Source organism: Arthrobacter oryzae, assembly GCF_031454875.1.
Lineage (GTDB): Bacteria > Actinomycetota > Actinomycetes > Actinomycetales > Micrococcaceae > Arthrobacter > Arthrobacter oryzae_D.
Map to the genome: position 1 here is coordinate 524454 of NZ_JAVDRQ010000002.1, position 24863 is coordinate 549316.

The following is a 24863-nucleotide window of genomic DNA, read 5'->3' on the forward strand; positions in this document are numbered from 1 at the left end:
AGGCGGAATGCGTTTGTCGCGCACTTCCAAAGCACTGGGCATGGTTGCGATCGCAGCCCTCGCCCTGACCGGATGCGGCGCCGGAAGCGGCTCCACCGAAGGTGCCAGCCAGGCTGCCGGCGATCCCAACAAGGTCATTACGGCGTACAGCAACGAGCCGCAGAAGCCCCTGATGCCCGCCGATACCGGCGAAGTCTACGGCGGCCGCGTCGTCGAACTCCTGTTCGAGGGCCTGCGGAGCTACGACCCCAGCGGCAAGTCCGTCAATGCGCTGGCCGAGTCCATCGAATCCCCGGACGGCCAGAACTACACCATCAAGGTCAAGTCCGGCGCCAAGTTCACCAACGGCGAGGCAGTGACCGCCAAGAGCTTCGTTGACGCGTGGAACTTCGCCGCCCTGAGCACGAACGCGCAGAGCAACAGCAGCTTCTTCGAATCCATCGAAGGCTATGACGCGGTCAGCGCCACCAAGACGGAGAAGGGCGCGGACGGCAAGGACATCGACGTCCCGGCCCCCACCGCAGAGACCCTCTCAGGCCTGGCCCTGAAGGACGATTCCACCATCACCGTCAAGCTGGCACAGCCTGAAGCGGACTGGCCGCTGCGCCTTGGCTACTCCGCCTTCATGCCGCTGCCTGCTGACGCCATCAAGGATCCGAAAAAGTTCGGTGAGAACCCGGTTGGCAACGGCCCGTACAAGATGGCCAAGGAAGGTGCCTGGCAGCACGACAGCCAGATCGAACTGGTCAGGAACGCTGACTACCAGGGCCCGCGTGCTGCCAAAAACGGCGGCGTGACCTTCAAGTTCTACACCGACCCGGCGCCGGCCTACACCGACATCCAGGGCAACAACCTCGACGTGACGGACGTTCTGCCGACGGACGCCCTCAAGACCTACACCACGGACTTCCCTGAGAACCACCTCAACAAGCCGTATGCAGGCAACGCCACCCTGAACATCCCGGGCTACCTGCCCGAGTTCCAAGGCGAAGCCGGCAAGCTCCGCCGCCAGGCGCTGTCCATGGCCATCAACCGCGAAGAGATCACCAAGGTCATCTACTCCGGCACCCGCATCCCGGCCAAGGACTTCACGTCCCCGGCCGTTGACGGCTACAACGACAATGTTGCCGGCTCCGATGTCCTGAAGTTCGATGCCGCCAAGGCGAAGGAACTGTGGACGAAGGCAGATGCCATCAGCCCGTGGCCGGCCGACCAGACCCTGCAGCTTGCCTACAACACCGACGGCGGCAACAAGGAATGGATCGACGCCGTTGCCAACAACTTCAAGAACAACCTGGGCATCAAGGCCGAAGGCCAGCCGTTCGCCAAGTTCGCAGAGATCCTTAAGCTGCGCACCGCCAAGGACCTGCCGGGCCTGACCCGTGCCGGCTGGCAGGCAGACTACCCCTCGCTGTTCAACTTCCTGGGACCCGTCCTGAAGACTGGGGCCAGCGCCAACTACGAGGCCTACACGAACCCTGAGTTCGACAAGCTGCTCACCGAAGGCCTGGCGGCGAAGTCCACGGACGACGCCAACAAGAAGTTCACCCAGGCCCAGGAGATCCTGTTCCAGGATCTCCCGAACCTGCCCTTGTGGTATCAGGCACGCCAGGCCGTCTGGAGCCAGAACGTCAGCAATGTTGACTCCGGCTGGAACGGTGTCCTGCAGTACTGGGCCATCACCGCCAAGTAGTCCTCGGAACAAAAATCCACGTCAAAAGCTAATGGGGGTCCGGCCACAAAGCCGGGCCCCCATAGCCTTGGAACCGGCACGAAAGCTGTCCTAATGATCCCCCTTAGCCCCCTTAACGCTCAGGAGACGCTGCTGTGATCCAGTACATTCTCCGGCGCCTGCTGCAGATCATTCCGGTGTTCATCGGAACCACGCTGCTCGTCTACTTCATGGTCTTTGCCCTGCCGGGCGACCCCATCCGCGCACTGTTCGGCGACCGTCCCCCCAGCGAAGCCGTCATCGCGCAGCTCCGCCAGCAGTACAACCTCGACCAGCCGTTCTGGGTGCAGTACGGTCTCTTCCTCAAGAACCTGTTCACGTTCAACCTCGGCGTCGATTTCACCGGCCAGCCCATCGCGGCGTCCCTGGGCCGGATTTTCCCCGTCACCGTTATGCTGGCCGTCGAAGCCCTCATTATCCAGACTGTCTTCGGCGTCACCTTTGGCCTCATCGCCGGACTCCGCAAGGGCAAGGTCTTCGATGCAACGGTGCTTATCGCGTCCCTGGTGGTCATCGCCATCCCCACCTTCGTGCTTGGCTTCGTCCTGCAGCTGCTGATCGGCGTGCAGCTCGGCTGGGCCAAACCCACCGTTGGAGCCACCGCCGACTGGGGCAACCTGATCCTGCCGGCCACGGTGCTGGGGCTGGTTTCCTTCGCTTATGTCCTGCGGCTCACGCGCGCTTCGGTGATTGAAAACATGAACGCCGACTATGTCCGCACCGCCACGGCGAAAGGCCTGTCACGGCCGCGCGTCGTGGTCACCCACATCCTGCGCAACTCAATGATTCCGGTCATCACCTACCTGGGCGCCAGCCTCGGTGGCCTGATGGGCGGTGCCATCGTCACGGAGAGTATCTTCAACGTCCCGGGCGTCGGCCAGAAGCTGTTCCAGGCGGTCATCCGCAGCGAGGGCCCCACCGTCGTCGCGATTGTCAGCGTCCTGGTGCTCGTGTTCGTCATGGCCAACCTGTTGGTCGATTTGCTGTACGCCTGGCTTGATCCGAGGATCCGTTATGAAAACTAATCGCGTAATCGAGCACTTCGTTGCCCCCGTGGAGGAGACCCCTCTGCTCGCAACGGACTCGCTCAAAGCAGACCAGGCACCGCTGAGCCTTTGGGCAGATGCCTGGCGCAAGCTCCGCCGTCGTCCGCTGTTCATCATTTCCGCGGTGATGATCGCCCTGATCATCATTGTGGCGCTCTTTCCGGGGCTGTTCACCCAGGTGGCGCCCAACAACAACTGCCAGCTGGCAAATTCCGACGGCGCTCCGGCGGCAGGGCACCCGCTCGGCTTCACCTTCCAGGGCTGCGATGTGTATTCCCGCATCATCCACGGCACCCAGGCGTCGCTAATGGTGGGCGTCTTCTCCGTGCTTTTTGTCGCCCTCATCGGGGTCACCCTCGGCGCCATCGCAGGCTTCTACGGCGGCTGGATCGACGCTGTGATAGCCCGTCTGGGAGACATCTTCTTCGCCCTCCCGCTGGTCCTGGGCGCGCTGGTGGTCTCGCAGCTTCCGTTCATGCGGGACAACCGCGGCGTCTGGACCGTGGTCATGATCCTCGTGGCCCTGGGCTGGCCGCAGATGGCCCGCATCACCCGCGGCGCCGTGATGGAAGTACGCAACGCCGACTTCGTCACGGCGGCCCGTTCGCTGGGCGTTTCTCGCATCGGCTCGCTGGTCCGGCACGTGCTGCCGAATGCGCTCGCGCCGATCATCGTCCTGGCAACCATGGAACTCGGCGTCTTCATCGTGGCGGAGGCCACGCTGTCCTTCATCGGCATCGGGCTGCCCGGCAGCATCATGTCCTGGGGCAATGACATCGCCGCCGCCAGGTCGTCCGTGCGCACCAACCCGGCCATCCTGCTGTACCCGGCAATGGCGCTGTCCGTTACCGTCCTGAGCTTTATCATGCTCGGCGACGCCCTGCGCGACGCCCTCGACCCGAAGAGCCGTCAACGATGAACGAGGCAATCATGACAACATCCGATGTCGGAATCCGTGAGGCTGACCTGGCCGACAAGCCGCTCCTGGAAATCCGCGACCTCGCCATTTCCTTCAAGACCGGTTCCGGTGAGGTCCAGGCCGTGCGGAACGCCCACCTGACCATCATGCCCGGTGAAACCGTCGCGATTGTGGGGGAGTCGGGCTCCGGAAAGTCGACGACGGCGCTGGCCGCCATCGGCCTGCTGCCCGGCAACGGCAGGGTCTCCGGCGGGCAGATCCTGCTCGACGGCGAGGACATTTCCCATGCCTCGGAAAAGCGCATGATCGAGCTGCGCGGAAACACCATCGGCATGGTCCCGCAGGACCCGATGTCCAACCTGAACCCGGTCTGGAAGATCGGCTACCAGGTCAAGGAAACGCTGCGGGCCAACGGCCGTCCCTGCGGACCGGCCGACGTCGCAAAGGTTCTCTCCGAGGCCGGCCTTCCCGACGCCGAACGGCGGGCAAAGCAGTACCCGCACGAGTTCTCCGGCGGCATGCGCCAGCGTGCGCTGATCGCGATCGGCCTGTCCTGCCAGCCGAGGCTGCTCATCGCCGACGAGCCCACGTCCGCACTCGACGTCACCGTCCAGCGCCAGATCCTTGACCACCTCGAAACGATGACCTCGGAACTGGGTACCTCCGTGCTGCTCATTACCCACGACCTGGGCCTCGCAGCCGAACGCGCGGATAAGGTGGTGGTGATGTACCGGGGCAACGTAGTGGAAGCCGGCCCGTCCCTGGAACTGCTGCAGAACCCGCAGCACCCGTATACCCGGCGGCTTGTCGCCTCGGCACCGTCCCTGGCGTCGCGGCGCATCCAGGTGGCCAAGGAACTCGGTGTGGATTCGGACGAGTTGCTGGCTCCCGGCGAGCCGGTGGTTGTCGAGCCGAGCGTGACCGAAGACGTGCTGCAGATCCAGAACCTCCGCAAGGTGTTCAAACTGCGCTCGGGTTTCGGGAAGTCGACCGACTTCACCGCCGTCGATGACGTCTCCTTTAACGTCAGGCGCGGCACCACGACGGCGATTGTGGGCGAGTCGGGATCCGGCAAGTCCACTGTGGCGCAGATGGTGCTGAACCTGCAGAAGCCCACGTCCGGGAAAATCGTGTTCGACGGCGTGGACACCTCCACGCTGAACAGCAAGGAGATCTTCGCCTTCCGCCGCCGCGTGCAGCCCATCTTCCAGGATCCCTACGGTTCCCTTGACCCGATGTACAACATCTTCCGGACCATCGAGGAACCGCTGCGGACCCACAAGGTCGGGGATAAGGCCAGCCGTGAGAAAAAGGTCCGTGAGCTCCTGGACCAGGTGGCGCTGCCGCAGTCCACCATGCAGCGGTACCCGAACGAGCTGTCCGGCGGCCAGCGGCAGCGCGTTGCTATCGCTCGTGCACTGGCCCTCGACCCGGAAGTGATTATCTGCGACGAGGCGGTGTCGGCCCTCGACGTGCTGGTCCAGGCGCAGGTGCTGAACCTGCTCGCGGACCTGCAGTCGAGGCTTGGCCTGACCTACCTGTTCATCACCCACGACCTTGCAGTGGTCCGCCAGATCGCGGACCACGTGTGCGTCATGGAGAAGGGCAGGCTGGTTGAGACCGGTTCAACGGATGACGTCTTCGACGCTCCGCAGCGGGAGTACACGAAGGCACTGCTCCACGCCATTCCGGGCGCGCGGCTGATGCTGCCGCCCGAAGTTGCCTAAGGCATCCCCATAAAGAAGGAGCCGGTGCCCGCCCTCGATGGGGCGGGCACCGGCTCCTCTCACTGTTTAATACGGCGTCCTAATACGTGGACGGCGACTGGAGCCGGGACGCCCGGCTAACCCAGCGGCAACGCCGAGGTGGCCAGCTCAGCCGGAGCCCGCAGTCCCAGTTCCTGCAGCCTGGTGGCCAGCAGGCCACCCAATGCCTTGTGGCCGACGTTGTTCATATGCACGCCGTCGGCCAGGTCCTTTGCCAGGTTGTATTTCGTCAGCCAGTCGCCCACGCTGACGAAGGGAATGGAGTGCTTGGCCGCGACCGTACCGAGCAGGGCATCCACTTGCGACCGGCGGCCGCCGCCGTAGTTGATGCCGCGGGCCAGGGTGCCGATCATGGCGAACTTGGCCCCGGGATAGCGCTGCTTGAGCGACGAGATCAGGCGTTCGGCGTTGGCCACGATCTGGGCGTCAGTGGCGCCGCGCGCGGCATCGTTCCCGCCGCCCTGGATGACCACAAGCCCCGGCGAACCGTAGGGGAGCTGCCAGTCACCGCGCTGGAGCGCGTCGATGTAGTTCCCGGTCTTGCCGTTCGAGGCAACAAACCCGGTGCCGCCGCGGCCGCAGAAGAAGACGTTGTAGCCGACGGCGGCCAGTCCCTGGCGGGGCCAGCCGGCTTCCGGTTCGGACTGGGAATCGCCAATCAGGACCGCTGTCCGCCTGATGTTGGCCACAATGACTTCGTTCCGACCGTTAGCCGGGTTCTTGTACACGGAGCCCGGCGCCATGGTGGACGGGTCCGGTGCCTGGGCCAGCTGTGCCTTACCGGCAGCGCCGGCAGCAACCGGTTCGCCCGGCGCCGCGGCAACGGGGGCGGCTGCTGATTTCCGGGGGTCGGCTGCCGCCTTGGGGGCAACGGCTTCCGGGGACGGCTGCGACGCCTGCACACTGGCGGCGGGACCGGTGGATCCCGCGGCAGCGTCTGGTGTTGGTGGTGCCTGCCCGCAGCCGGCCATCAGAACGCCGGCGGCGATCATAGGTGCGACGAAGCGGGTCAGAGCCGAGGCGTTTCGCATCTATGTCTCCGGGCTTTGCTTTGCTGTTATCACCGTAATGATGGGGCATAGCACGGGGAATATCCAGTAACTTTAGGCACTATTCGTCCCATTGCGGTGACGATCCTGTAACGGGCCCGGAACCATGCCAATTTCCCGTTTTTAGGCCAATAAATGACATAGCGCTTAGACTTGTAGCAGGTGCCCTGTGCCAAAGGGTCTCATCCGTCGTGCGTTCCGGTTGGAAATGTCGCGATACCACAGCTGACTTCACCACTGAATCGAGCAATAACGCATGTCTGAAACCACCACCAACACCGCGGTAGCCACTGCATCGCGCAGTGACCTGCGCAACGTCGCGATCGTGGCCCACGTTGACCACGGCAAGACCACGCTGGTCGACGCCATGCTCAAACAGACCAACTCCTTTGCCGAGCATAACCACCTCGAAGACCGCGTCATGGACTCCGGTGACCTGGAACGCGAAAAAGGTATCACCATCCTGGCCAAGAACACCACGGTGGCCTACAACGGACCGTCCTCCAAGGGCGAGACCATCACGATCAACGTGATCGACACCCCGGGCCACGCCGACTTCGGTGGCGAGGTGGAGCGCGGCCTGTCCATGGTTGACGGCGTTGTGCTCCTCGTCGATGCTTCCGAGGGCCCGCTGCCCCAGACCCGCTTCGTGCTTCGCAAGGCCCTCGCCGCGCACCTGCCGGTGATCCTGCTGGTCAACAAGACCGACCGCCCCGACGCGCGGATCGAAGAAGTCGTCCACGAGTCCATGGACCTGCTCCTGGGCCTGGCCTCCGACCTCGCCGACGAAGTTCCGGACCTCGACCTGGACAAGATTCTCGAAGTTCCGGTCGTCTACGCAGCAGCCAAGGTTGGCCGCGCCTCCCTGGAGCAGCCGGCAGACGGCACCGCTCCGGAGAACGAGGACCTCGAGCCGCTGTTCAAGACCATCATTGAGCACATCCCGGCGCCGACGTACAACCCGAACGGTGTCCTGCAGGCGCACGTCACCAACCTGGACGCCTCCCCGTTCCTGGGCCGCCTCGCTCTGCTCCGTATCTACAACGGCACCCTGCGCAAGGGCCAGACCGTCGCCTGGGCTCGTGCCAACGGCGAGCTGAAGAACGTCAAGATCACCGAACTGCTGGCCACCAAGGCGCTGGACCGCGTCCCCACGGAATCTGCCGGCCCGGGCGAGATTGTCGCCGTCGCCGGCATCGAGGAGATCACCATCGGTGAGACCCTGACCGACGCCGAGAACCCGCAGCCGCTGCCGCTGATCACCGTGGACGATCCCGCGATCTCCATGACCATCGGTATCAACACCTCGCCGCTGGCCGGCAAGGTCAAGGGCGCCAAGGTCACCGCCCGCCAGGTGAAGGACCGCCTGGACAAGGAACTGATCGGTAACGTCTCCATCAAGGTTCTTCCCACCGAGCGTCCCGACGCCTGGGAAGTCCAGGGCCGTGGCGAGCTCGCGCTGGCCATCCTCGTGGAGCAGATGCGCCGCGAAGGCTTCGAGCTGACCGTCGGCAAGCCGCAGGTTGTCACCAAGACCATCGATGGCAAGATCCACGAGCCGATGGAACACATGACCATCGACGTGCCGGAAGAGTACCTCGGCGCCGTCACCCAGCTCATGGCTGCCCGCAAGGGCCGTATGACCAACATGGCCAACCACGGCACCGGCTGGTGCCGCATGGAGTTCATCGTTCCGGCCCGTGGCCTCATCGGTTTCCGCACCAAGTTCCTCACGGACACCCGCGGCGCCGGCATCGCAGCCTCCATCTCCGAGGGCTACGAGCCCTGGGCCGGCCCGATCGAGTACCGCACCAACGGTTCGATGATCGCCGACCGCGCCGGTGTTGTGACGCCGTTCGCCATGATCAACCTGCAGGAACGCGGCTCCTTCTTCGTGAAGCCCACCTCCGAGGTCTACGAGGGCATGATTGTTGGCGAGAACTCCCGCGCCGATGACATGGACGTCAACATCACCAAGGAAAAGAAGCTCACCAACATGCGTGCCGCTTCCTCCGACACCTTCGAGAACCTGACGCCGCCGCGCGACCTGACCCTCGAAGAGTCCCTGGAATTCGCCCGCGAGGACGAGTGCGTTGAGGTTACCCCGGAGTCCATCCGCATCCGTAAGGTCATCCTGGACACCAACGAGCGAGCCAAGGCCAACCGCGCCCGCGCCAAGGTCTGATCCCGGCACGTTCCGGTCATCACTCTCGTGAACAATAGAGCTGCCGGCATGGCAGGCGGCATTGCCGTCGCCATGCCGGCAGCTCTATTTGTTGCCGCTGCAGGGACGGCCCTGCACCGCCAGCAGTGGGCGCTGTCCGGCGTCGTCCTGCCCTGGGGCGCTGTGGCGGCGCTGGTTCTGCTCGGCTCCGTGCAGCTGCTGCTCGGCGCCGCCTTCCGGTCTGTGATCCCGGCGGCGGTGTGCGGCGTGCTTAGTTACATGCTGGCCGGCTGGTGGTCGATGCTGGAGCCCGGCAAGCGGCTCATCGCCGGGGACGTTTCCGGAAACATCTGGATCTACGGCATCGCCGGGACATCGGTCCTGATGCTCGCCTGGTGCCGGCGTTACCGGCAGCCGCGCGGGCATTGAACTTACCTGGAACCGCCGGGCCTCGGATGTCATCCGGCTGAAGGAGCCTGTCCTTCGCTGCGTGGCCGTCCTCTGCGGAACTATCCTCTAGGGAACCGTCCTGGGTGCACGCCGCGGCGGCGCCGGGGGCACCGGCTTCGCCGCCACCACCAGTGCCAAGGGAATCACGACGTCGCTCCGCCGGGTGCGGACGATGCAGTCGGCTTCGCTGATCCCCACCAGGTCTCCCAGCGCGTCCGTCAGGCCATCCGATATCCTGTATCGCACCACCACCCGCGTACCCAGGGGGGCGCCTTCAAGGAACTGCCGGGGGGTGGGAGTCTGCGAATTCACCACTTCATACTAGGACCCTGGGCTTGTATGACGTCGGGCTTGTAAGACGCGACGCTAGGTTCGCGGGAACAGGCTGTTAGATAATAGGCTCAGAAGTCAGCAGTCCGGCGCTTAGGCCGGGAATGATCGCCGGCCGGGTGCCGGAACCAACGTGGAGAGGCAAGGGACGTGACGTACGTAATCGCGCAGCCGTGTGTAGATGTCAAGGACAAGGCATGTATTGAAGAATGCCCCGTCGATTGCATCTACGAGGGTGAGCGGTCCCTCTACATCCACCCGGACGAGTGCGTCGACTGTGGTGCCTGCGAGCCTGTCTGCCCTGTTGAGGCGATCTACTACGAGGATGACACCCCGGACGAGTGGGCCGACTACTACAAGGCCAACGTCGAATTCTTTGACGATCTCGGATCCCCGGGCGGAGCCGCGAAGGTTGGCAACACCCACACCGATCACCCGATGATCGCGGCCCTGCCGCCCCAGAACCAGGACCACTGAGGCGCCTGGCGTGACATCGGCGGTACGCAGCTTCGGCCTCAGCCTGCCCGACTACCCGTGGGAGGCCATGGCGCCTTATCTCGCCAAGGCAGCGGAGCACCCTGGCGGCGCGGTCAACCTCTCCATCGGCACTCCGGTGGATCACACGCCAGCAGTGGTCCGGGAGGCGCTCCAGCGAGCGGCTGACGCCCCCGGGTACCCGACGGTGCACGGCACGCCGGCACTTCGTGCCGCCATCGCCGACTGGTTCGGCCGCCGCCGCGGCGTTCCGGGGATGGACCCGCAGCACGTGATGCCCACTGTCGGTTCAAAGGAACTTGTGGCGTGGCTGCCGTTCCTGTTGGGACTTAAGCCGGGCGACGTCGTCGTCCGTCCTACCGTTGCATACCCCACCTACGACATCGGGGCGACTTTCGCCGGAGCCGAACAGGTTGCCGCGGACGACCTCGACGAACTGGACGACGAAACGCGGCAGCGCGTCCGCCTGGTATGGGTCAATTCGCCGGGCAACCCCACCGGAAGCGTCCGCGGCGCGGACTCCCTCAAGCACATTGTCGACCAAGCCCGCAGCCTCGGCGCCGTCGTGGCATCCGACGAGTGCTACGCAGAGCTTGGCTGGGGGGACTGGGACGTCCAGCGCGGCGGCCAGCCCGTTCCCAGCATCCTTGACCCGCGCGTTGCCGGAGATTCCCACGAAGGCCTGCTGGCGGTTTATTCGCTGAGCAAGCAGTCCAACCTGGCGGGCTACCGGGCCGCGTTCGTGGCCGGTGATCCGGTGATCATGGCGAACCTGGTGAACAGCCGCAAGCACGCCGGCATGATCGTCCCCTACCCGGTTCAGGAAGCCATGCGTGTGGCGCTTGGCGACGACGCCCACGTCCAAGCGCAGAAGGACCTGTACCGCGACCGGCGGGAACGGATCGTGCCGGCTCTCGAGGCGTTCGGGCTGACCATCCACGACTCGGAGGCCGGGCTCTACTTGTGGTGCACATCCGGTGAAGCCACCTGGGACACGGTCGGCAGGCTGGCAGCCCTCGGCATCGTGGTGGGCCCCGGTGTTTTTTACGGCGATGCAGGCAACGGGTTCATCCGGGTTGCCCTCACGGCTCCGGACGAACGGATCGATGCGGCCGTGGCACGGCTGAGCACTGGCGCGTAGCCGCCACGAACCAGCCGCAGGTCCGTAACAATGGTGTGACTCGCGACACAAGTGGGGCGTTTTTGGGGCTTTTCGGCACAACCGGATTAGTGCCACCTTGCCAAGGAGCGGTACTTTTTAACTGACTATCAATGGTGGCTTTCTACAAGAAGGTAGCCCGACCGTTGGAATCCCTGTCCATGCAGGCTCCGCGGACGGCTTCACCAGATGTTGGATCAAGCTTTCTACAGAGAGGCCCTGACGCCTCATGAGGAGACTCCATGACTGAGACCACCAGCGCAACCCTGCGCCATGCGGGCGGCGAACTCGAACTCCCGCGCATCAAGGTTGTAGAAGGAAACGAAGGCTATGACGTTTCCAAACTGCTAAAGCAGACAGGCGCCGTCGCCTTTGACCCCGGCTTCATGAACACCGCGGCCACCACATCGGCGATCACCTACATCGACGGCGATGCCGGGATCCTGCGGTACCGCGGATACCCGATCGAACAGCTCGCCCAGCACTCCAGCTTCCTGGAAGTTTCTTACCTGCTGATCTACGGCAACCTGCCGACGCCCACAGAGTTGGACGCGTTCGACCAGCGCATCCGCCGCCACACGCTGCTGCACGAAGAGCTCAAGGGCTTCTTCGGCGGTTTCCCCCGCGACGCCCACCCGATGCCCGTCCTGTCGTCGGCAGTGTCGGCCCTTTCCACCTTCTACCAGGACTCCCTGGATCCCTTCAACGCCGAGCATGTGGAAGTCTCCACGTATCGGCTCCTGGCGAAAATGCCGGTCATCGCCGCCTATGCGCTGAAGAAGAGCATCGGTCAGCCCATGCTGTACCCGGACAACTCCATGAACCTCGTGGAAAACTTCCTGCGCCTCAGCTTCGGTCTCCCGGCTGAGCAGTACGAGCTGGACCCGGTGATGGTCAAGGCCCTGGACCTTCTGCTGATCCTGCACGCGGACCACGAACAGAACTGTTCCACGTCCACGGTGCGCCTGGTCGGCTCGTCCAACGCCAACCTCTTCGCCTCCGTCTCCGCAGGCATCAATGCCCTGTTCGGCCCCGCTCACGGTGGCGCCAACGAAGCGGTGCTCAAGATGCTGCGCCAGATCCAGACCGAGGGCATCAAGCCCGAGGACTACATGGAGAAGGTGAAGAACAAGGAAGACGGCGTCCGCCTCATGGGCTTCGGACACCGCGTCTACAAGAACTACGATCCCCGGGCCAGGATCGTCAAGGACACGGCACATGAAGTGCTCGGCAAGCTCGGCGGCAACGACGAACTGCTGGACATCGCCATGCGCCTCGAAGAGAAGGCCCTTGGCGATGACTACTTCATCCAGCGCAAGCTCTACCCGAATGTGGACTTCTACACCGGCCTGATCTACAAGGCCATGGGCTTCCCGGAGAAGATGTTCACCGTGCTGTTCGCCATTGGCCGCCTGCCGGGCTGGATTGCCCAGTGGCGCGAGATGATCAACGATCCCAGCACGAAAATCGGCCGTCCGCGCCAGCTTTACACAGGAGAGCCGGAGCGCAACTACCCGGCCAGCTAGTCCCCGCCGGCTCCAATATTCGGCCCATAACGACGCCGGCCGCGCACCTTAGGTGCGCGGCCGGCGTCGTTGCTTAACCTCATAGCAGGGATGCTGTTACTGCAGGCGGGATGTCAGGAGTCGTAGCCCATGGGGTTGTTCTTCTGCCAGCGCCAGTGGTCCTCGCACATCTGGTCCACGGACTTGGTGGTGGACCAGCTCAGGTCGGCCAGGGCAGAGGTGGCATCGGCCCAGAATGCCGGCAGGTCGCCTGCACGGCGGCCGGTGATTTCGTAGGGGAGTTTGTGTCCCACGGCCTTTTCAAAGGAATGCAGCACTTCCAGCACCGAGGAGCCCTTGCCGGAACCAAGGTTCCAGCGGAAGACGCCCGTGCGGTCAGCCACGTGGTCCAGGGCTGCCACGTGGCCTTCGGCAAGGTCCACGACGTGGATGTAGTCGCGGAGGCAGGTGCCGTCCGGGGTGTCGTAGTCGCCGCCGAATACCATGAGCTTGTCCCGTCGGCCCACGGCCACCTGCGCGATGAAGGGGACGAGGTTGTTGGGGATGCCCTGGGGGTCCTCGCCAATCCGGCCGGAGGGGTGTGCGCCCACGGGGTTGAAATAGCGCAGGAGTGCGATGTGCCAGCGGCTGTCCGCCGCGCCGAGATCCGACAGGATGTCCTCGATCTGTTCCTTGGTCCGGCCGTAGGGGTTGTTGGCCCCGATCTCCATCTTTTCCACGTAGGGGATGGGGTTGTGCTCGCCGTACACGGTTGCGGAGGAACTGAACACGAGCGTGCGGACATCGTGCCGGTCCATGGCGCGGATCAGGTTCAGCGTGCCGACGAGGTTGTTGTAGTAATACTTCATCGGCTCCCGGACGGATTCGCCCACAGCCTTGAGCCCGGCGAAGTGGATCACTGCGTCGATCCGGTCCTGCGCAAAGACGCCGTTGACGGCCGCCTCGTCCACGAGGTCAACGTTGTGGAACACCGCTGCCTTGCCGCTGAGTTCGGCCACGCGGCGGAGCGACTCCTCACTTGAATTGACCAGGTTGTCGACGACCACTACCTCATGGCCGGCTTCCTGCAGCGACAGAACTGTGTGCGACCCGATATACCCGGTACCGCCCGTGACCAGAATTCTCATGGGCCAACGCTATCCCAATCGCCTGCACTGCCGCCCGTGTTGCCCACACCTTGGCCACACAACTGTGCTAAATAATAGGGGTGCCTAAAATCGTTGATGCCGCAGTCCGGCGACAGGAAGTTGTTGAAGCCGTCTTCAGGATCATCGCGGCGGACGGCCTGGAACGGGCCTCGCTGCGTGAAGTCGCTGATGAGGCCGGGCTTGCCGTGGGTTCCGTCCGCCACTATTTCGCCAGCAGCGACGAGCTGCTGGCCCACTCCTTCGGCGTGGTGGTGGACCGGATCACCGGGCGGCTGGACGCAGCCCGGGAAGACCTCCTGCAGCTGGCTCCGGGGACGGCGGGGCACCGTGACGGAGTGTTAACCCTGCTGGGCCAGTTCCTGCCGCTCGACGAGGAACGGGCCGTGGACGCGTGCGTCTGGATGGCCTTTAAGAACGCTGCCCGGATCAGGCCGTTCCTGGCCGCCGAAGCTGACCGCAGCCACCGGGCCGTCGCCGCCGTGGTGGGGTGGCTCATCATGGAACTTCAGGCGCCGGGGGAGACAGGAGACGACGACGGTCACCAGTTCCTGGTCACGGAAGCGGAACGGCTTCTCGCCACCTTGGACGGCCTGACGATGCACGCCCTGCTGCAGCCTGAATGGATGACCGCGGAAATGTGCCGGGACGTCCTGGCGTCCCACCTGCAAAGCCTTGGCGAGTCTCGACCCGGCCATTAACGTCGGTAGTCATCAGGAATACACTGGGACAGTAAACAAGCCAAGGGAGGCCATTCGGATGCACCACACAGGCGGTCCTGGCTGGCGAATCACTATGGACACCTCGGGTCCCATGCTCATTGCACTGTATGTTCGCGACGCCGCCGGACTCGACAGTGCTGGACGTCCGGCGCTTTGCCACGTGGCCCCGAAGATCCGCCCGGTGGACCACGCGAACCTCACGTCCGAGGTCGGCGGGATCAGCGCGCTGAAGACAGAATGGGAGGCCTGGTGGGAGCAGCTCCTCAAGGCGCATCCCAAAATGTCCCCCGAAGTGGCGCCTCCCGGGTTCGACGCCTTTGGCAACTCGCCGGCCCTGCGCCGCGTACTGCAGGCGCACTTCGGGTCCGCCCTCACCTGGGCACGGGAACGCCGGGCTGAATACGCAGAGCTGGAAGCCGAAAGGGAGGCCAGCGGCGCCCCGCAGCTACTCGGCGACATGGTGGAGGACAGGCTGCTCGAAGTGGGCCGCGGTTCACGGGACTTCCAGCTCACGATTATCGAACTCCCGCTGACGGAACCACGGGCCTGGTACCTGGAACCGGACAAGATCATCATGAGCAATGAACTCCTGACCCAGCCCGAGGTGTTCCGGAGCTACGTCCAGCCGGTGGTGGAACTGCTCGTCTGAGCACGTGCCATCAGGACGTGCCGTCAGCGACCGTGACCGTGACCTGGCCCGCTGGGGCGCCCGAAGCCTGCCAGCCGTTCCTGGACTTCCGGTCCCAGCTGCGTCCCTCGACGCCGACCTCCGTCACCGACAGCGATTTCGCGTTCGCCACCGCCCATTGCCCCAGGGCCCAGGCCTGGCTGCCGCTCGCCTCCAGCACGATGGTGCTGCCGTCCGCAGCCGCCGGGACATTGCCGAAGGCTGCGGTCAGTTCGCCCAGGACAGCCTGGACGTCGCCGGGCCCTTCCGGTGACTTGAGCGTGCAGTCCAGTGCTTCCGTGGACTGCCCGGTCAGGGCGGAGGCAAACGCCCGGCCCATGTCCTCGTGCTGTGCATAGGCCTGCGGGTAGGCCGAGCGCTGGACCTGCTGGGCGGCAGCCGTGATCTCCAGGGACTCGTATCCGGGGATTTTCACCAACGCGTCGTAGAACGCCCCGCTTGAATGATAAGGGTCCATTACCTGTTCCTCGGTACCCCAGCCCTGCGAGGGCCGCTGCTGGAAGAGGCCCCGGGAATCCGGCCCGGCCTGGTCGCCGTGCTCGATGTTGCGCAGCTTCGATTCCTGCATGGCGGTGGCCAGGGCAATGCTCGCCGCGCGCGGCGGCAGTCCCCGGCGCACCGCAACCGCGGTGATCAGGGCGGCGTTTGCCGCCTGGTCGGTTGCCAGTTCGGCTTTCCCGGACCCCACGGCGGCAGTGCACATTTCAGCAACAAGCGTTTCCGAGCGCTGGATGAAAGCCACAGCCGTGTAGATTCCGCCGGCAACCAGGGCCAGGGCCAGCCCCAGAATTACCAGGCGGCGCAGGCCACGTCTCCGTGACACGAGGCTACTCCCTCAGGCCCTGAACGGGCCGGTTGAACATCTGCGGGAAGGTGGAATCAGTTGGCGTGGAGTGCCTCATTGAGTTCCACGGTCTGGCCCTTGCGGGGGAGCACCTCGACAGCGCCGGTGGTGGAGTTGCGGCGGAACAGCAGGTTGGGCACACCGGAAAGTTCCACAGCCTTGATCACCTTGGTGGTGTCCTCGCCGTCGGCATCCTTCGGTCCGATCACACGGACACGGGTGCCGGCGGTGACGTACAGTCCGGCCTCCACTACCGAGTCGTCACCGATGCTGATTCCGACTCCGGCGTTGGCGCCCAGCAGAACGCGTTCGCCCAGCGAGATCTTTTCCTTGCCGCCGCCGGACAGGGTGCCCATGATCGATGCGCCGCCGCCCACGTCGGTGCCGTCGCCGGCCACGACGCCGGCCGAGATGCGGCCTTCAACCATGGATGTTCCGAGGGTTCCGGCGTTGAAGTTGACGAAGCCTTCGTGCATTACCGTGGTACCTTCGGCCAGGTGCGCGCCAAGCCGGACGCGGTCGGCGTCGGCGATGCGGACGCCCGCGGGCACCACGTAGTCCACCATGCGCGGGAACTTGTCCACGCCGTAGACAGTGACGGCACCGCGCCTGCGCAGCTTGGCCCGGGTCAGTTCGAAGCCCTCAACAGCAGCCGGACCAAAGTTCGTCCAGACGACGTTGGGGAGCTTACCGAAGATGCCGTCCAGGTTGATGGTGTTGGGCTGGACCAGGCGGTGCGAGAGCAGGTGCAGGCGGAGGTAGGCGTCGGCCGTGTCGGCAGGTGCTTCGTCCAGGTGAACCTGGACGAACACAACCTGCTGTTCGGTCCCGCGGTCCGCGTCGGTGCCGGCTGCGGCAATTTCGGCCAGCACCGGATCCGCGTTTTCAATGTCCCGGAGGCTGTCCGCTGCAGTTCCGAGGGACGGCGCGGGGAACCAGACATCCAGCACGGTGGCCTCACCGTTGCGGGTGGAGATGGTGGCTACACCGTAGCCATAGGCGGAGCGGGCGTCGGCGGACGCGGAATTGTCAGCGGGCACGGCGGAAGCGGCAGCGGTTTCAGTCATGGCTCCAGTCTATCGAGAGCCGGGAGCAGGTCTCGAACTAGACTGTGATCGTGACTGCTCAAACCGCCTCCGCCCACCTGGACCTCCGCCAGGACGTTGCCCTCCTCACCGCTGCGCTCATTGACATCAACAGTGTCTCGGGCAATGAGAAGGAGCTGGCCGACGCCGTCGAACATGCCCTGCGGAGGATTCCGCAGCTGGACGTCATCCGGGACGGCGACGCCATCATTGCCCGCACGGCCCTGGGCCGGCCGGAGAGGGTCATCCTGGCCGGGCACCTGGATACGGTGCCCCTGCCGACCACCGAAGGGTCCCTCGGCACCGTCCCTTCCTTCTGGCCGTCAGGTGCGCCGGGGGAGGGCCTGCTCTTTGGCCGGGGCACCACCGACATGAAAGGCGGAGTCGCGGTGCAGCTTGCCCTGGCGGCGTCTATGTTCGACGGCGGCGCGGAACCCAGCAAGGACGTCACCTTTGTGTTCTACGACCACGAGGAAGTGGAAGCGGTCAAGAGCGGACTCGGGCGGCTGGTCCGAAACCACGGCGGGCTCCTCGACGGTGACTTCGCCATTCTGCTGGAGCCAACGCACGGAACGGTGGAAGGCGGCTGCAACGGCACAATGCGCTTGGAGGCGACCACCGTCGGGGAAGCGGCGCATTCGGCCCGTGCCTGGATGGGAAGCAACGCCATCCACGCCGCGGCACCCATACTGGCGAGGCTGGCCGCCTACCAGCCGGCCACCGTCAACGTGGACGGACTGGATTACCGGGAAAGCCTCAACGCGGTCAGGATCAACGGAGGTACGGCGGGCAACGTCATACCGGACCGCTGCGTGGTGGAAATCAACTACCGGTTCGCTCCGGACAAGACTCCGGAACAGGCGGAGGCACATGTCCGTGAGCTCCTGGCGGGCTTCGATGTGGTCAAAACGGACAGTGCCGCCGGCGCGCGGCCGGGGCTGAACCATCCCGCTGCCGCATCCTTCGTGGCCGCCGTCGGAGCGGAACCCAAACCGAAGTATGGCTGGACGGACGTGGCGCGCTTCAGCGAACTGGGAATTCCTGCCGTGAATTTCGGCCCCGGGGATCCGCTGCTGGCGCATAAGGACAACGAACATGTGGACGCCGAAGCCGTGCGTGGATGCCTCCGCGCGCTGCGGACCTGGCTGGGCTGACCCCCGCTTTCCTCCCACACACGAAAGGGTCCGCAGCTTGCAAGCTGCGGACCCTTCTGCTGTGTACTGAATACTGCTACTTGGGTTCGCGCACTTCCGGCAGTTCCGGTGCAACGACGGCGGTTGGCGCCTTGGCCACGCCGCCGGCGGCCTTATTGGAGCCGCGGCGTTCGATCCAGATTGCGAGCCGGGAAACGAGGATGTTGATCACAATGTAGATGGCGGCAGCCACGAAGAAGATGGGGAACAGGTAGGCGTTACCCAGGAAGTCCGCCATCACCTGGACCGCGCGCAGAAGTTCGCCGTACGCCACGATGTAACCGAGGGACGTATCCTTCAGCAGCACCACGAGCTGGGCCACCAGCGACGGCATCATGCGCCGGACGGCCTGGGGCAGTTCGACGAGCATCCGGGACTGGAAACTGGTCAGGCCGATGGTCAGGCCCGCCTCCCGCTGTCCCTTCGGCAGTGATTGGATGCCGGCCCTGATGATCTCCGCGAAGATGGCGGTGTTGTAGAGGACAAGCCCCGCCACCACCGCGACGAAGGAACTCGTCCCGAATACCAGCAGAACGAAAAGCATCATCAGGACAACTGGCATACCGCGGAGGAATTCCAGGACCACGCGGGCCGGAATCCGGATCCAGGCGATCAGCGAGATGCGCAGCAGGCAGAACATCAGGCCGAGGGGGAACGCGATCACTGCGGCGAGGGCGGCGGCGGTTAGCGTGGCACCGAGGCCATTTCCGAGCAGCATCCAGACGTCGCCCCGGGTGAAGATGGCCCAGCGGCGGCCTTCAAAAATGCCTTGCTGGGAGAGCGTCATGACGATCCATGCCAGGAGACCCAGGATCAGCACGCTTCCAACCACGGAACCGATCAGCGAGACCCGGCGCGCTTTGGGGCCGGGAACGTCGTAGAGGACTGAAGTCATCGGGCAATCGCCACCTTTCGTTCCACCGTGCTGGCAAGGATGCCCAGCGGAATGGTGAGGAGCAGATAGAAGAACGCAACGCCCAGCAGTACTGCCATGACCTGGTCACCGTTGGCATTGGCCATCTGGCGGCCGTAGCCGAACAGTTCCAGGACAAAGAACGCGCCGGCGACGGAGGAGTTCTTGACGAGGGCGATCAGGATGTTGATCAGCGGCGGGATAACGGTCCGCAGCGCCTGCGGCAGGATGATGAGATTCAGGACCTGGCCGAAATTCATGCCGATACTGCGGGCGGCCTCCGCTTGGCCAAGAGGGACGCTGTTTACGCCTGAGCGGACTGCTTCGGCTATGAAGGCCGCTGTGTAGGCGCTGAGGGCGATGATCGCAGCGACCTCGAACTGCTGAAATGTCACGCCGAGACGGGGCAGGACGATAGCCGCAAAAAAGAAGGCAATGGTGAGCGGAGTGTTCCGGAGGACTTCCACGTAGACGGTGCTGAATCCCCGAAGGGCGGCGACGGGGGAGACACGGGCTGCTGCCAGGAGTGTTCCGAGGATGAGGGCGATGATCCCGGAGACGACGGACAGGAAAAGGGTGCGGAGAAGGCCTTCCCAATACAGCGGGAGGTTTTCAATGATGACTTCCATAGGATCCTTCGGCTCTAGGCATAGGGGGTCAAAAGGCAGGGTGGCGGCTTCCGGGGAATGCGTGCAACGAATTCCCCGGAAGCCGCCGTTGCTACCTAGTAACGGTTGATGGCCGGAAGTTCCGGGGCAGTCTTGATGACGGAGCCGGCGGTTGCTTCCCAGGCCTTCTTGTAGGACCCGTCCTTGGCGAATTCCTCCAGCTGGTCGTTGATCCAGTTCCGGAATACGGTGTCGTCCTTCTTCAGGCCGATGCCGTACGGCTCCTTGGTGAAGGTTTCGTCCGAAGCCAGCTTGAAGGCGTCAGGTTCCTTGTCCACGAAACCGGCGAGGATCACGTTGTCCGTGGTCACGGCTTCGACCTGCTTGTTGCGCAACGGCTCGAGGCAGGCGGAGTAAGTAGCGGCGGGAACAAGTTCTGCTCCGTACTTTTCCACGATGGTGGCTGCCGGGGTGGAGCCGGTCACGGAGCAGACCTTCTTGCCCTTGACGTCTTCGGGCGTCTTGATGGAGTCGTTGTCCTTGTTGACCATCAGCGCCTGGCCGGCCTCGTAATAGGGCCCGGCAAAGCTGACGACCTGCTTGCGCTTGTCGTTAATGGTGTACGTGGCGATGACCAGATCCACCTTGCCCTGTTCGATGAACGGTTCGCGGTTGGCCGAGACGGTTTCCGACCACTCGATCTTGTCCGCTGCGATGCCCAGCTTGGCAGCAATCAGCTTGCCCATTTCGACGTCGAAGCCGATCGGCTTGCCGTCCAGGCCAACCTGGCCGAACAGCGGCTGGTCGTACTTCGTGCCGATTTTGATGGATCCGGCGGAGGCGAGCTTCTCCATGGTGCTGCCGGCAGCAAAGGTGGGCTTTTCGGCAACGGTCGGGTCGCTGGTGGTGCCGGGGCCGCTGCCGCCGCAAGCGCTCAAGGTCAGAGCGAGGGCTGCTGAGGCTGCAACCACAAAGGACTTCCGTCGTGTCAAAAATGCCTTCATGACATTTCCTTTCATTGGCGGCCACTGTAGTGGCCTGGGTGCGAACTGAGTAGGTGCGATCCCGTGGAATCAGTGAGTGAGGAGCTTGGACAGGAAGTCTTTGGCACGGTTGCTCTGCGGGTTCGTGAAGAACTCCTCGGGAGCTGTGTCCTCGACGATCTGGCCGTCGGCCATGAACACCACGCGGTCGGCGGCTTTGCGGGCGAAGCCCATCTCGTGGGTGACCACGATCATGGTCATCCCTTCCTTGGCCAGTTGGATCATGACGTCAAGGACTTCGTTGATCATTTCCGGGTCAAGGGCCGAGGTGGGCTCGTCAAAGAGCATGACCTTCGGCTTCATGGCCAGCGCCCGGGCAATCGCCACACGCTGCTGCTGGCCGCCGGAGAGTTGCGCCGGCAGCTTGGGCGCCTGGTGTCCGACGCCGACGCGTTCCAGGAGGGCCATCGCATCCTTGTCGGCCTGCGCCTTGGGCACACCCTTGACCTTGATCGGGCCCAGTGTGACGTTCTCCAGGATGGTCTTGTGCGCGAAGAGGTTGAAGGACTGGAAGACCATTCCGACGTCGGCGCGCAGCTTGGCGAGTTCCTTGCCCTCCTCCGGGAGTTCCTTGCCATCAATGGCAATCTTGCCGTCATCGATGGTTTCCAGGCGGTTGATGGCCCGGCAGAGTGTGGACTTACCGGAACCTGACGGTCCGATGACCACAACAACTTCGCCCTTGCGGACGTTCAGGTTGATGTCCTTGAGTACGTGCAGCTGGCCGTAGTGCTTATTCACGGCTTTCAGGGAGACGAGAGCATCGCCGGGCACTTGAGTAGTCATAAGAGAGAATCTAGCGAACATTAGCCAGATATGACGGCAATCACTCCAAGTTCCTACAGATCGTAATTCAAGAGATACCTGCTGGTCAGCGGGTCGAACGCCGTCGGCCGCGGCTTGGGACATTCCGGACAGACGGGCTTGGATAAGCGCGCTAGCCTTGGTGGATGAGTACCGATCCGCAGCCTTCTTCAACTCCAGTACCTCCCATTGCCACCCGTCACAAGGGGCCTTTGGAGCTTCGCCGTAAACAGGCGGCGGTGGAGATGTCTGACCAGCACCTGTTGGACACAAAGGGCCCCGGTCAGTTCGTCCACACTGATCCGTGGCGCGTGCTCCGGATCCAGAGCGAGTTCGTGGAAGGTTTCGGTGCGCTCGCCGACCTCGGCCCGGCCGTCAGCGTGTTCGGGTCCGCCCGCACCAAGCCCGGCTCCGCGTACTACGAGCTGGGCGTCGAAGTGGGCCGCAAACTGGCTGAAGCCGGGGTAGCCGTCATCACCGGGGGCGGTCCGGGCTCCATGGAGGCCGCGAACAAGGGCGCAGTCCAGGGCAACGGGGTATCCGTTGGGCTGGGCATTGAGCTGCCCTTCGAACAGGGCCTCAACCAATGGGTGGACCTTGGCATCAACTTCCGCTACTTCTTCGCACGCAAGACCATGTTCGTGAAGTACGCGCAGGGATTCATTGTCCTGCCGGGCGGGCTGGGCACCCTGGACGAACTCTTCGAGGCCATGGTCCTGGTGCAGACCCGAAAGGTCACCTCGTTCCCCATCGTGCTGCTGGGCACTGCCTTCTGGGGCCCGATGCTCGAGTGGATCCGGGGCACGCTGGTGGAAGACGGGATGATTTCCGAGAAGGACCTTGGGCTCATCCAGGTTGTTGACGAGCCGGCGCATGCGGTGGACCTCGTCATCCACGGTGCTATCCGCCCGGGACCGGGCAGTGCCAGCAACAATGGCGGGCCGATCGGCAACCAGCGCCCTGAATAGCGGGCGTGGCGAGGTCTGGCACGATGGATCCTGTGAGTTTCTTCCTGATATTCCTTGCCATCGTGCTGATCGGCGCCGCACTCTTCTTCGGAGCTGATTTCGGGGCCCGTATTTTTCGGCGGCGCCGGCCCGGCGGCTCAGCCCTCCTGGACGGATTCGACGAGCCTGTCGCTTCCCTCCCGCCGGTGCTCCTTCCGGCCGAAGCCTCGCCTGCCGACGTCGACCGGGTCCGGTTTGCCCTTGGCCTGCGGGGGTACCGTATGGACCAGGTTGACCAGGTGCTGGACGAACTCCGAGATCAGATTGCCGCCAAGGACCGTGAGATTGAACGGCTGCGCGCGGAACTCCACGCCTCCGCTCAGCACGGGGAGAGCGGGCCTTGAGCCGACCTGACACCTCCGCCGGGCAGGCGGCGCCGGGGGATAGCCGGGGCCTGAACGGCCTGGTCCGGCGAAGTGTGGCAGCCGCCGCCGCGCGCTCGGGCACGTGGCCATGGTGGGGGCAAGTAGTCGCCGTTTACGTTGCCGCCCGGATTGTCAGCGCGTGCATCTTCATGGCCGCTGCACTCCACCAGGGCGTCAACCCGTGGTTCCCTGCAAAGCCGGACTACTGGAACTTCATCAATATCTGGGATGCCCGGTGGTACGGCGAAGTGGTCCGGAACGGGTACCCAAGCCAGCTGCCCGTGGACGAAAGCGGCAACGTCCAGGAGAACGCCTGGGCCTTCTACGCCCTGTTCCCGATGTTGGGGAGGGCGCTGTCCGCCATGACGGGGCTGGAGCCCGCACTGGCCCTGACCTTCATCGCGATGGCCGCCGGACTAGGCGCTTCCCTTGTGGTCTATTGCCTCTTCCGGCAGAAGGCCGGCCACCGCACTGCGATGTGGGCAGTGGTCTTCTTTGCCACTTTTCCTGTCGCCGCCGTGCTCCAGGTGCCGTATGCCGAATCCCTCAACCTGCTGCTGCTGGCGTCCGCACTGCTCCTGGTGATGCAGCGGCGGTACCTGTGGGCTATGCCTGTGGTTGTCCTCATGTGTCTCTCCAGGCCAACCGGCGTCCCCTTCGCGGCGATGGCCGGAGGGCTGCTCGCCTACCGCCTGTGGCAGCGGACCCGTCCCGCCGCTCCGGACAGCCGCGGCCCCCTGCCGCACAGCGGGCGTGAGCTTATCGCCCTGGCAGCTTTGACGGCAGTCAGCGGACTCAGTGCCCTGATGTGGCCCGCCATTGCGTGGGCGGTGACTGGGGATCCCGCGGCCTATACCAAAACTGAAACCGTTTGGCGCGGCCACGACCTGGTGCCCTTCAAACCGTGGTTCGATACCGGGATCCAGCTTTTTGGCCCCCTCCTGGGCGTCCTCGCACCATTTGTTTTTGTGGCTCTCTTCGGGCTACTGATGACGTCCTCGCCGGTGATGGCGCTCGGGGCCGAGCTGCGGCTCTGGTGCGTCTGCTACATGGGGTATCTGCTGGTGTTCCTGCACCCCCAGACCAGCACGTTCCGGATGCTGCTGCCGCTGTTTCCGCTGGCGCTGAGTGCCGCCCTGATCTCGCGCTCGCGGGCCTATCGCGGGGCGGTGGTCACCATGTTCGTGCTGCTCCAGATTGTGTGGATCGTGTGGCTGTGGGCCTGGGCGCAACTGCCTGGCGGGGGAGACTATCCGCCCTGACCGGAAGCGGGTCGCTATGACAGCGGCCACAATTTTCCAACCGATGAAGAAAATCCATCAATTAGCTACAGGCGGGTAATTACAGGATAATAGGGGTTAAGCATGAACAAATTGCAGAGCCCGTTGGACTCGAAATTGCATTCAAAACTGTTCAGCCATGGCGGCAGCTGCTAGGCCGCCATAGCGGCTTGTTTGACGACGCGGCCACAGCCCGCCCGGGCTGGTAGGTCCTGGGACTATTGGAGGGGATTTTCCTCATGGCGGCTATGAAACCACGCACCGGCGACGGCCCTATGGAAGTAACCAAAGAGGGCCGCAGCTTGATTATGCGTGTGCCGCTCGAAGGCGGGGGGCGGCTTGTGGTCGAACTTAACGCAGCAGAGGCGGCAAACCTGAAGGAATGCCTCGTCGGCGTTACCGAATAGTTTTGGTGGGCAGGGCCCGTGGCCGGAATGAACTGGTCCCCGAAAGTTGGACTCTCAAATTTGTGAGGTCTCCACTTTAACGGCCAGCGACCGGCTCTTCTGAGAAGGCTCCGTCCCCACGTG

The 24863-nt window shown here is 64.1% G+C and carries 25 protein-coding genes; 16 read left to right on the forward strand and 9 right to left on the reverse strand.

Going from position 1 to position 24863, the window contains the following annotated elements:
• Positions 1–7 precede the first annotated feature (7 nt).
• The 4 genes from J2805_RS05690 (at position 8) to J2805_RS05705 (ending at position 5424) form a co-directional block, all read left to right on the forward strand.
• On the forward strand, positions 8–1693 hold the full coding sequence (locus J2805_RS05690) for a peptide ABC transporter substrate-binding protein (RefSeq protein ID WP_309970453.1): 1686 nt from the start codon (positions 8–10) through the stop codon (positions 1691–1693).
• Between the two features lie 134 nt (positions 1694–1827).
• Positions 1828–2757 carry an ABC transporter permease gene (locus J2805_RS05695; RefSeq protein WP_309970456.1) on the forward strand — a complete coding sequence of 310 codons (930 nt, stop codon included), beginning with the start codon at positions 1828–1830 and terminating at the stop codon, positions 2755–2757.
• On the forward strand, positions 2747–3697 hold the full coding sequence (locus tag J2805_RS05700) for an ABC transporter permease (RefSeq protein ID WP_309970459.1): 951 nt from the start codon (positions 2747–2749) through the stop codon (positions 3695–3697). The genes J2805_RS05695 and J2805_RS05700 overlap by 11 nt, the downstream gene beginning before the upstream one ends.
• 11 nt (positions 3698–3708) lie before the next feature.
• Positions 3709–5424: an ABC transporter ATP-binding protein gene (locus J2805_RS05705; protein ID WP_309970463.1), complete on the forward strand. Its 1716-nt coding sequence runs from the start codon at positions 3709–3711 to the stop codon at positions 5422–5424.
• A gap of 116 nt (positions 5425–5540) precedes the next feature.
• Here the strand turns inward: J2805_RS05705 and J2805_RS05710 are convergent, their stop codons facing one another.
• Positions 5541–6494, reverse strand: coding sequence for an SGNH/GDSL hydrolase family protein (locus tag J2805_RS05710; RefSeq protein WP_309970467.1), 954 nt, complete (start codon positions 6492–6494; stop codon positions 5541–5543).
• Positions 6495–6768: 274 nt separating this feature from the next.
• Between J2805_RS05710 and typA the strand changes: the two genes are divergently transcribed.
• Positions 6769–8697, forward strand: coding sequence for a translational GTPase TypA (gene typA, locus J2805_RS05715; protein WP_011692656.1), 1929 nt, complete (start codon positions 6769–6771; stop codon positions 8695–8697).
• A gap of 48 nt (positions 8698–8745) precedes the next feature.
• Positions 8746–9105, forward strand: coding sequence for a hypothetical protein (locus tag J2805_RS05720; protein WP_309970473.1), 360 nt, complete (start codon positions 8746–8748; stop codon positions 9103–9105).
• An 87-nt stretch (positions 9106–9192) separates the two neighbouring features.
• Here the strand turns inward: J2805_RS05720 and J2805_RS05725 are convergent, their stop codons facing one another.
• Entirely contained in the window at positions 9193–9438 is a 246-nt protein-coding gene (locus J2805_RS05725) for a putative acetyltransferase (RefSeq protein WP_309970476.1), read from the reverse strand.
• Between the two features lie 168 nt (positions 9439–9606).
• On the opposite strand from J2805_RS05725, the gene fdxA reads away from it, so the two are divergent.
• The 3 genes from fdxA (at position 9607) to J2805_RS05740 (ending at position 12636) form a co-directional block, all read left to right on the forward strand.
• Positions 9607–9933 (forward strand): ferredoxin, encoded by a 327-nt coding sequence (gene fdxA / locus J2805_RS05730; RefSeq protein ID WP_055796733.1) that lies wholly within the window; start codon positions 9607–9609, stop codon positions 9931–9933.
• 10 nt (positions 9934–9943) lie between these two features.
• Entirely contained in the window at positions 9944–11092 is a 1149-nt protein-coding gene (gene dapC, locus J2805_RS05735) for a succinyldiaminopimelate transaminase (protein WP_309970480.1), read from the forward strand.
• 260 nt (positions 11093–11352) lie between these two features.
• Positions 11353–12636: a citrate synthase gene (locus tag J2805_RS05740; RefSeq protein WP_043482784.1), complete on the forward strand. Its 1284-nt coding sequence runs from the start codon at positions 11353–11355 to the stop codon at positions 12634–12636.
• Between the two features lie 113 nt (positions 12637–12749).
• On the opposite strand, the gene galE is transcribed toward J2805_RS05740, so the two are convergent.
• Positions 12750–13763, reverse strand: coding sequence for a UDP-glucose 4-epimerase GalE (gene galE, locus J2805_RS05745; protein WP_309970484.1), 1014 nt, complete (start codon positions 13761–13763; stop codon positions 12750–12752).
• 80 nt (positions 13764–13843) lie between these two features.
• Between galE and J2805_RS05750 the strand changes: the two genes are divergently transcribed.
• Both J2805_RS05750 and J2805_RS05755 read left to right on the forward strand, forming a co-directional pair.
• Positions 13844–14482: a TetR/AcrR family transcriptional regulator gene (locus J2805_RS05750; protein WP_309970488.1), complete on the forward strand. Its 639-nt coding sequence runs from the start codon at positions 13844–13846 to the stop codon at positions 14480–14482.
• A 58-nt stretch (positions 14483–14540) separates the two neighbouring features.
• Positions 14541–15152, forward strand: coding sequence for a hypothetical protein (locus J2805_RS05755; protein WP_309970493.1), 612 nt, complete (start codon positions 14541–14543; stop codon positions 15150–15152).
• A gap of 10 nt (positions 15153–15162) precedes the next feature.
• Here the strand turns inward: J2805_RS05755 and J2805_RS05760 are convergent, their stop codons facing one another.
• Both J2805_RS05760 and dapD read right to left on the reverse strand, forming a co-directional pair.
• Positions 15163–16014, reverse strand: a complete 852-nt coding sequence (locus J2805_RS05760; protein ID WP_309970496.1) for a hypothetical protein — start codon at positions 16012–16014, stop codon at positions 15163–15165.
• 56 nt (positions 16015–16070) lie between these two features.
• Positions 16071–17102: a 2,3,4,5-tetrahydropyridine-2,6-dicarboxylate N-succinyltransferase gene (gene dapD / locus J2805_RS05765; protein WP_309970498.1), complete on the reverse strand. Its 1032-nt coding sequence runs from the start codon at positions 17100–17102 to the stop codon at positions 16071–16073.
• 50 nt (positions 17103–17152) lie between these two features.
• On the opposite strand from dapD, the gene dapE reads away from it, so the two are divergent.
• Positions 17153–18274 carry a succinyl-diaminopimelate desuccinylase gene (gene dapE / locus J2805_RS05770; RefSeq protein WP_309970501.1) on the forward strand — a complete coding sequence of 374 codons (1122 nt, stop codon included), beginning with the start codon at positions 17153–17155 and terminating at the stop codon, positions 18272–18274.
• Between the two features lie 76 nt (positions 18275–18350).
• Here the strand turns inward: dapE and J2805_RS05775 are convergent, their stop codons facing one another.
• The 4 genes from J2805_RS05775 to J2805_RS05790 all read right to left on the reverse strand — a co-directional run bounded on the left by J2805_RS05775 (position 18351) and on the right by J2805_RS05790 (position 21663).
• On the reverse strand, positions 18351–19208 hold the full coding sequence (locus tag J2805_RS05775) for an amino acid ABC transporter permease (protein ID WP_309970504.1): 858 nt from the start codon (positions 19206–19208) through the stop codon (positions 18351–18353).
• A complete protein-coding gene (locus J2805_RS05780; protein ID WP_309970507.1) occupies positions 19205–19855 on the reverse strand; it encodes an amino acid ABC transporter permease in 651 nt (216 codons plus the stop codon). The genes J2805_RS05775 and J2805_RS05780 overlap by 4 nt, the downstream gene beginning before the upstream one ends.
• Before the next feature lie 95 nt (positions 19856–19950).
• Complete coding sequence (locus tag J2805_RS05785) at positions 19951–20838, reverse strand: glutamate ABC transporter substrate-binding protein (protein WP_309970510.1); 888 nt, start codon at positions 20836–20838, stop codon at positions 19951–19953.
• 69 nt (positions 20839–20907) lie between these two features.
• Positions 20908–21663, reverse strand: a complete 756-nt coding sequence (locus J2805_RS05790) for an amino acid ABC transporter ATP-binding protein (RefSeq protein WP_309970515.1) — start codon at positions 21661–21663, stop codon at positions 20908–20910.
• Between the two features lie 164 nt (positions 21664–21827).
• Here J2805_RS05790 and J2805_RS05795 point away from each other — a divergent pair, with 164 nt between their 5' ends.
• The 4 genes from J2805_RS05795 (at position 21828) to J2805_RS05810 (ending at position 24740) form a co-directional block, all read left to right on the forward strand.
• Positions 21828–22649 carry an LOG family protein gene (locus tag J2805_RS05795; protein WP_309970518.1) on the forward strand — a complete coding sequence of 274 codons (822 nt, stop codon included), beginning with the start codon at positions 21828–21830 and terminating at the stop codon, positions 22647–22649.
• 23 nt (positions 22650–22672) lie between these two features.
• Positions 22673–23032: a DivIVA domain-containing protein gene (locus J2805_RS05800; RefSeq protein WP_309970521.1), complete on the forward strand. Its 360-nt coding sequence runs from the start codon at positions 22673–22675 to the stop codon at positions 23030–23032.
• Between the two features lie 50 nt (positions 23033–23082).
• The gene (locus J2805_RS05805) at positions 23083–24315 is read left to right on the forward strand and encodes a hypothetical protein (protein ID WP_309970610.1); all 1233 of its coding nucleotides are present in this window, start codon (positions 23083–23085) and stop codon (positions 24313–24315) included.
• A gap of 257 nt (positions 24316–24572) precedes the next feature.
• Positions 24573–24740, forward strand: a complete 168-nt coding sequence (locus tag J2805_RS05810) for a DUF3117 domain-containing protein (protein ID WP_009357720.1) — start codon at positions 24573–24575, stop codon at positions 24738–24740.
• Positions 24741–24863: the final 123 nt, after the last annotated feature.

Coding starts and splice junctions, on each gene's coding strand:
- galE (WP_309970484.1), bottom strand. CDS start 13,763: ATGAGAATTCTGGTCACGGGCGGTACCGGGTATATCGGGTCGCACACA.
- J2805_RS05775 (WP_309970504.1), bottom strand. CDS start 19,208: ATGACTTCAGTCCTCTACGACGTTCCCGGCCCCAAAGCGCGCCGGGTC.
- J2805_RS05810 (WP_009357720.1), top strand. CDS start 24,573: ATGGCGGCTATGAAACCACGCACCGGCGACGGCCCTATGGAAGTAACC.
- J2805_RS05780 (WP_309970507.1), bottom strand. CDS start 19,855: ATGGAAGTCATCATTGAAAACCTCCCGCTGTATTGGGAAGGCCTTCTC.
- J2805_RS05755 (WP_309970493.1), top strand. CDS start 14,541: ATGCACCACACAGGCGGTCCTGGCTGGCGAATCACTATGGACACCTCG.
- J2805_RS05790 (WP_309970515.1), bottom strand. CDS start 21,663: ATGACTACTCAAGTGCCCGGCGATGCTCTCGTCTCCCTGAAAGCCGTG.
- J2805_RS05710 (WP_309970467.1), bottom strand. CDS start 6,494: ATGCGAAACGCCTCGGCTCTGACCCGCTTCGTCGCACCTATGATCGCC.
- J2805_RS05785 (WP_309970510.1), bottom strand. CDS start 20,838: ATGAAGGCATTTTTGACACGACGGAAGTCCTTTGTGGTTGCAGCCTCA.
- J2805_RS05795 (WP_309970518.1), top strand. CDS start 21,828: ATGAGTACCGATCCGCAGCCTTCTTCAACTCCAGTACCTCCCATTGCC.
- J2805_RS05720 (WP_309970473.1), top strand. CDS start 8,746: ATGGCAGGCGGCATTGCCGTCGCCATGCCGGCAGCTCTATTTGTTGCC.
- J2805_RS05740 (WP_043482784.1), top strand. CDS start 11,353: ATGACTGAGACCACCAGCGCAACCCTGCGCCATGCGGGCGGCGAACTC.
- J2805_RS05690 (WP_309970453.1), top strand. CDS start 8: ATGCGTTTGTCGCGCACTTCCAAAGCACTGGGCATGGTTGCGATCGCA.
- dapD (WP_309970498.1), bottom strand. CDS start 17,102: ATGACTGAAACCGCTGCCGCTTCCGCCGTGCCCGCTGACAATTCCGCG.
- J2805_RS05800 (WP_309970521.1), top strand. CDS start 22,673: ATGGATCCTGTGAGTTTCTTCCTGATATTCCTTGCCATCGTGCTGATC.
- typA (WP_011692656.1), top strand. CDS start 6,769: ATGTCTGAAACCACCACCAACACCGCGGTAGCCACTGCATCGCGCAGT.
- J2805_RS05700 (WP_309970459.1), top strand. CDS start 2,747: ATGAAAACTAATCGCGTAATCGAGCACTTCGTTGCCCCCGTGGAGGAG.
- J2805_RS05705 (WP_309970463.1), top strand. CDS start 3,709: ATGACAACATCCGATGTCGGAATCCGTGAGGCTGACCTGGCCGACAAG.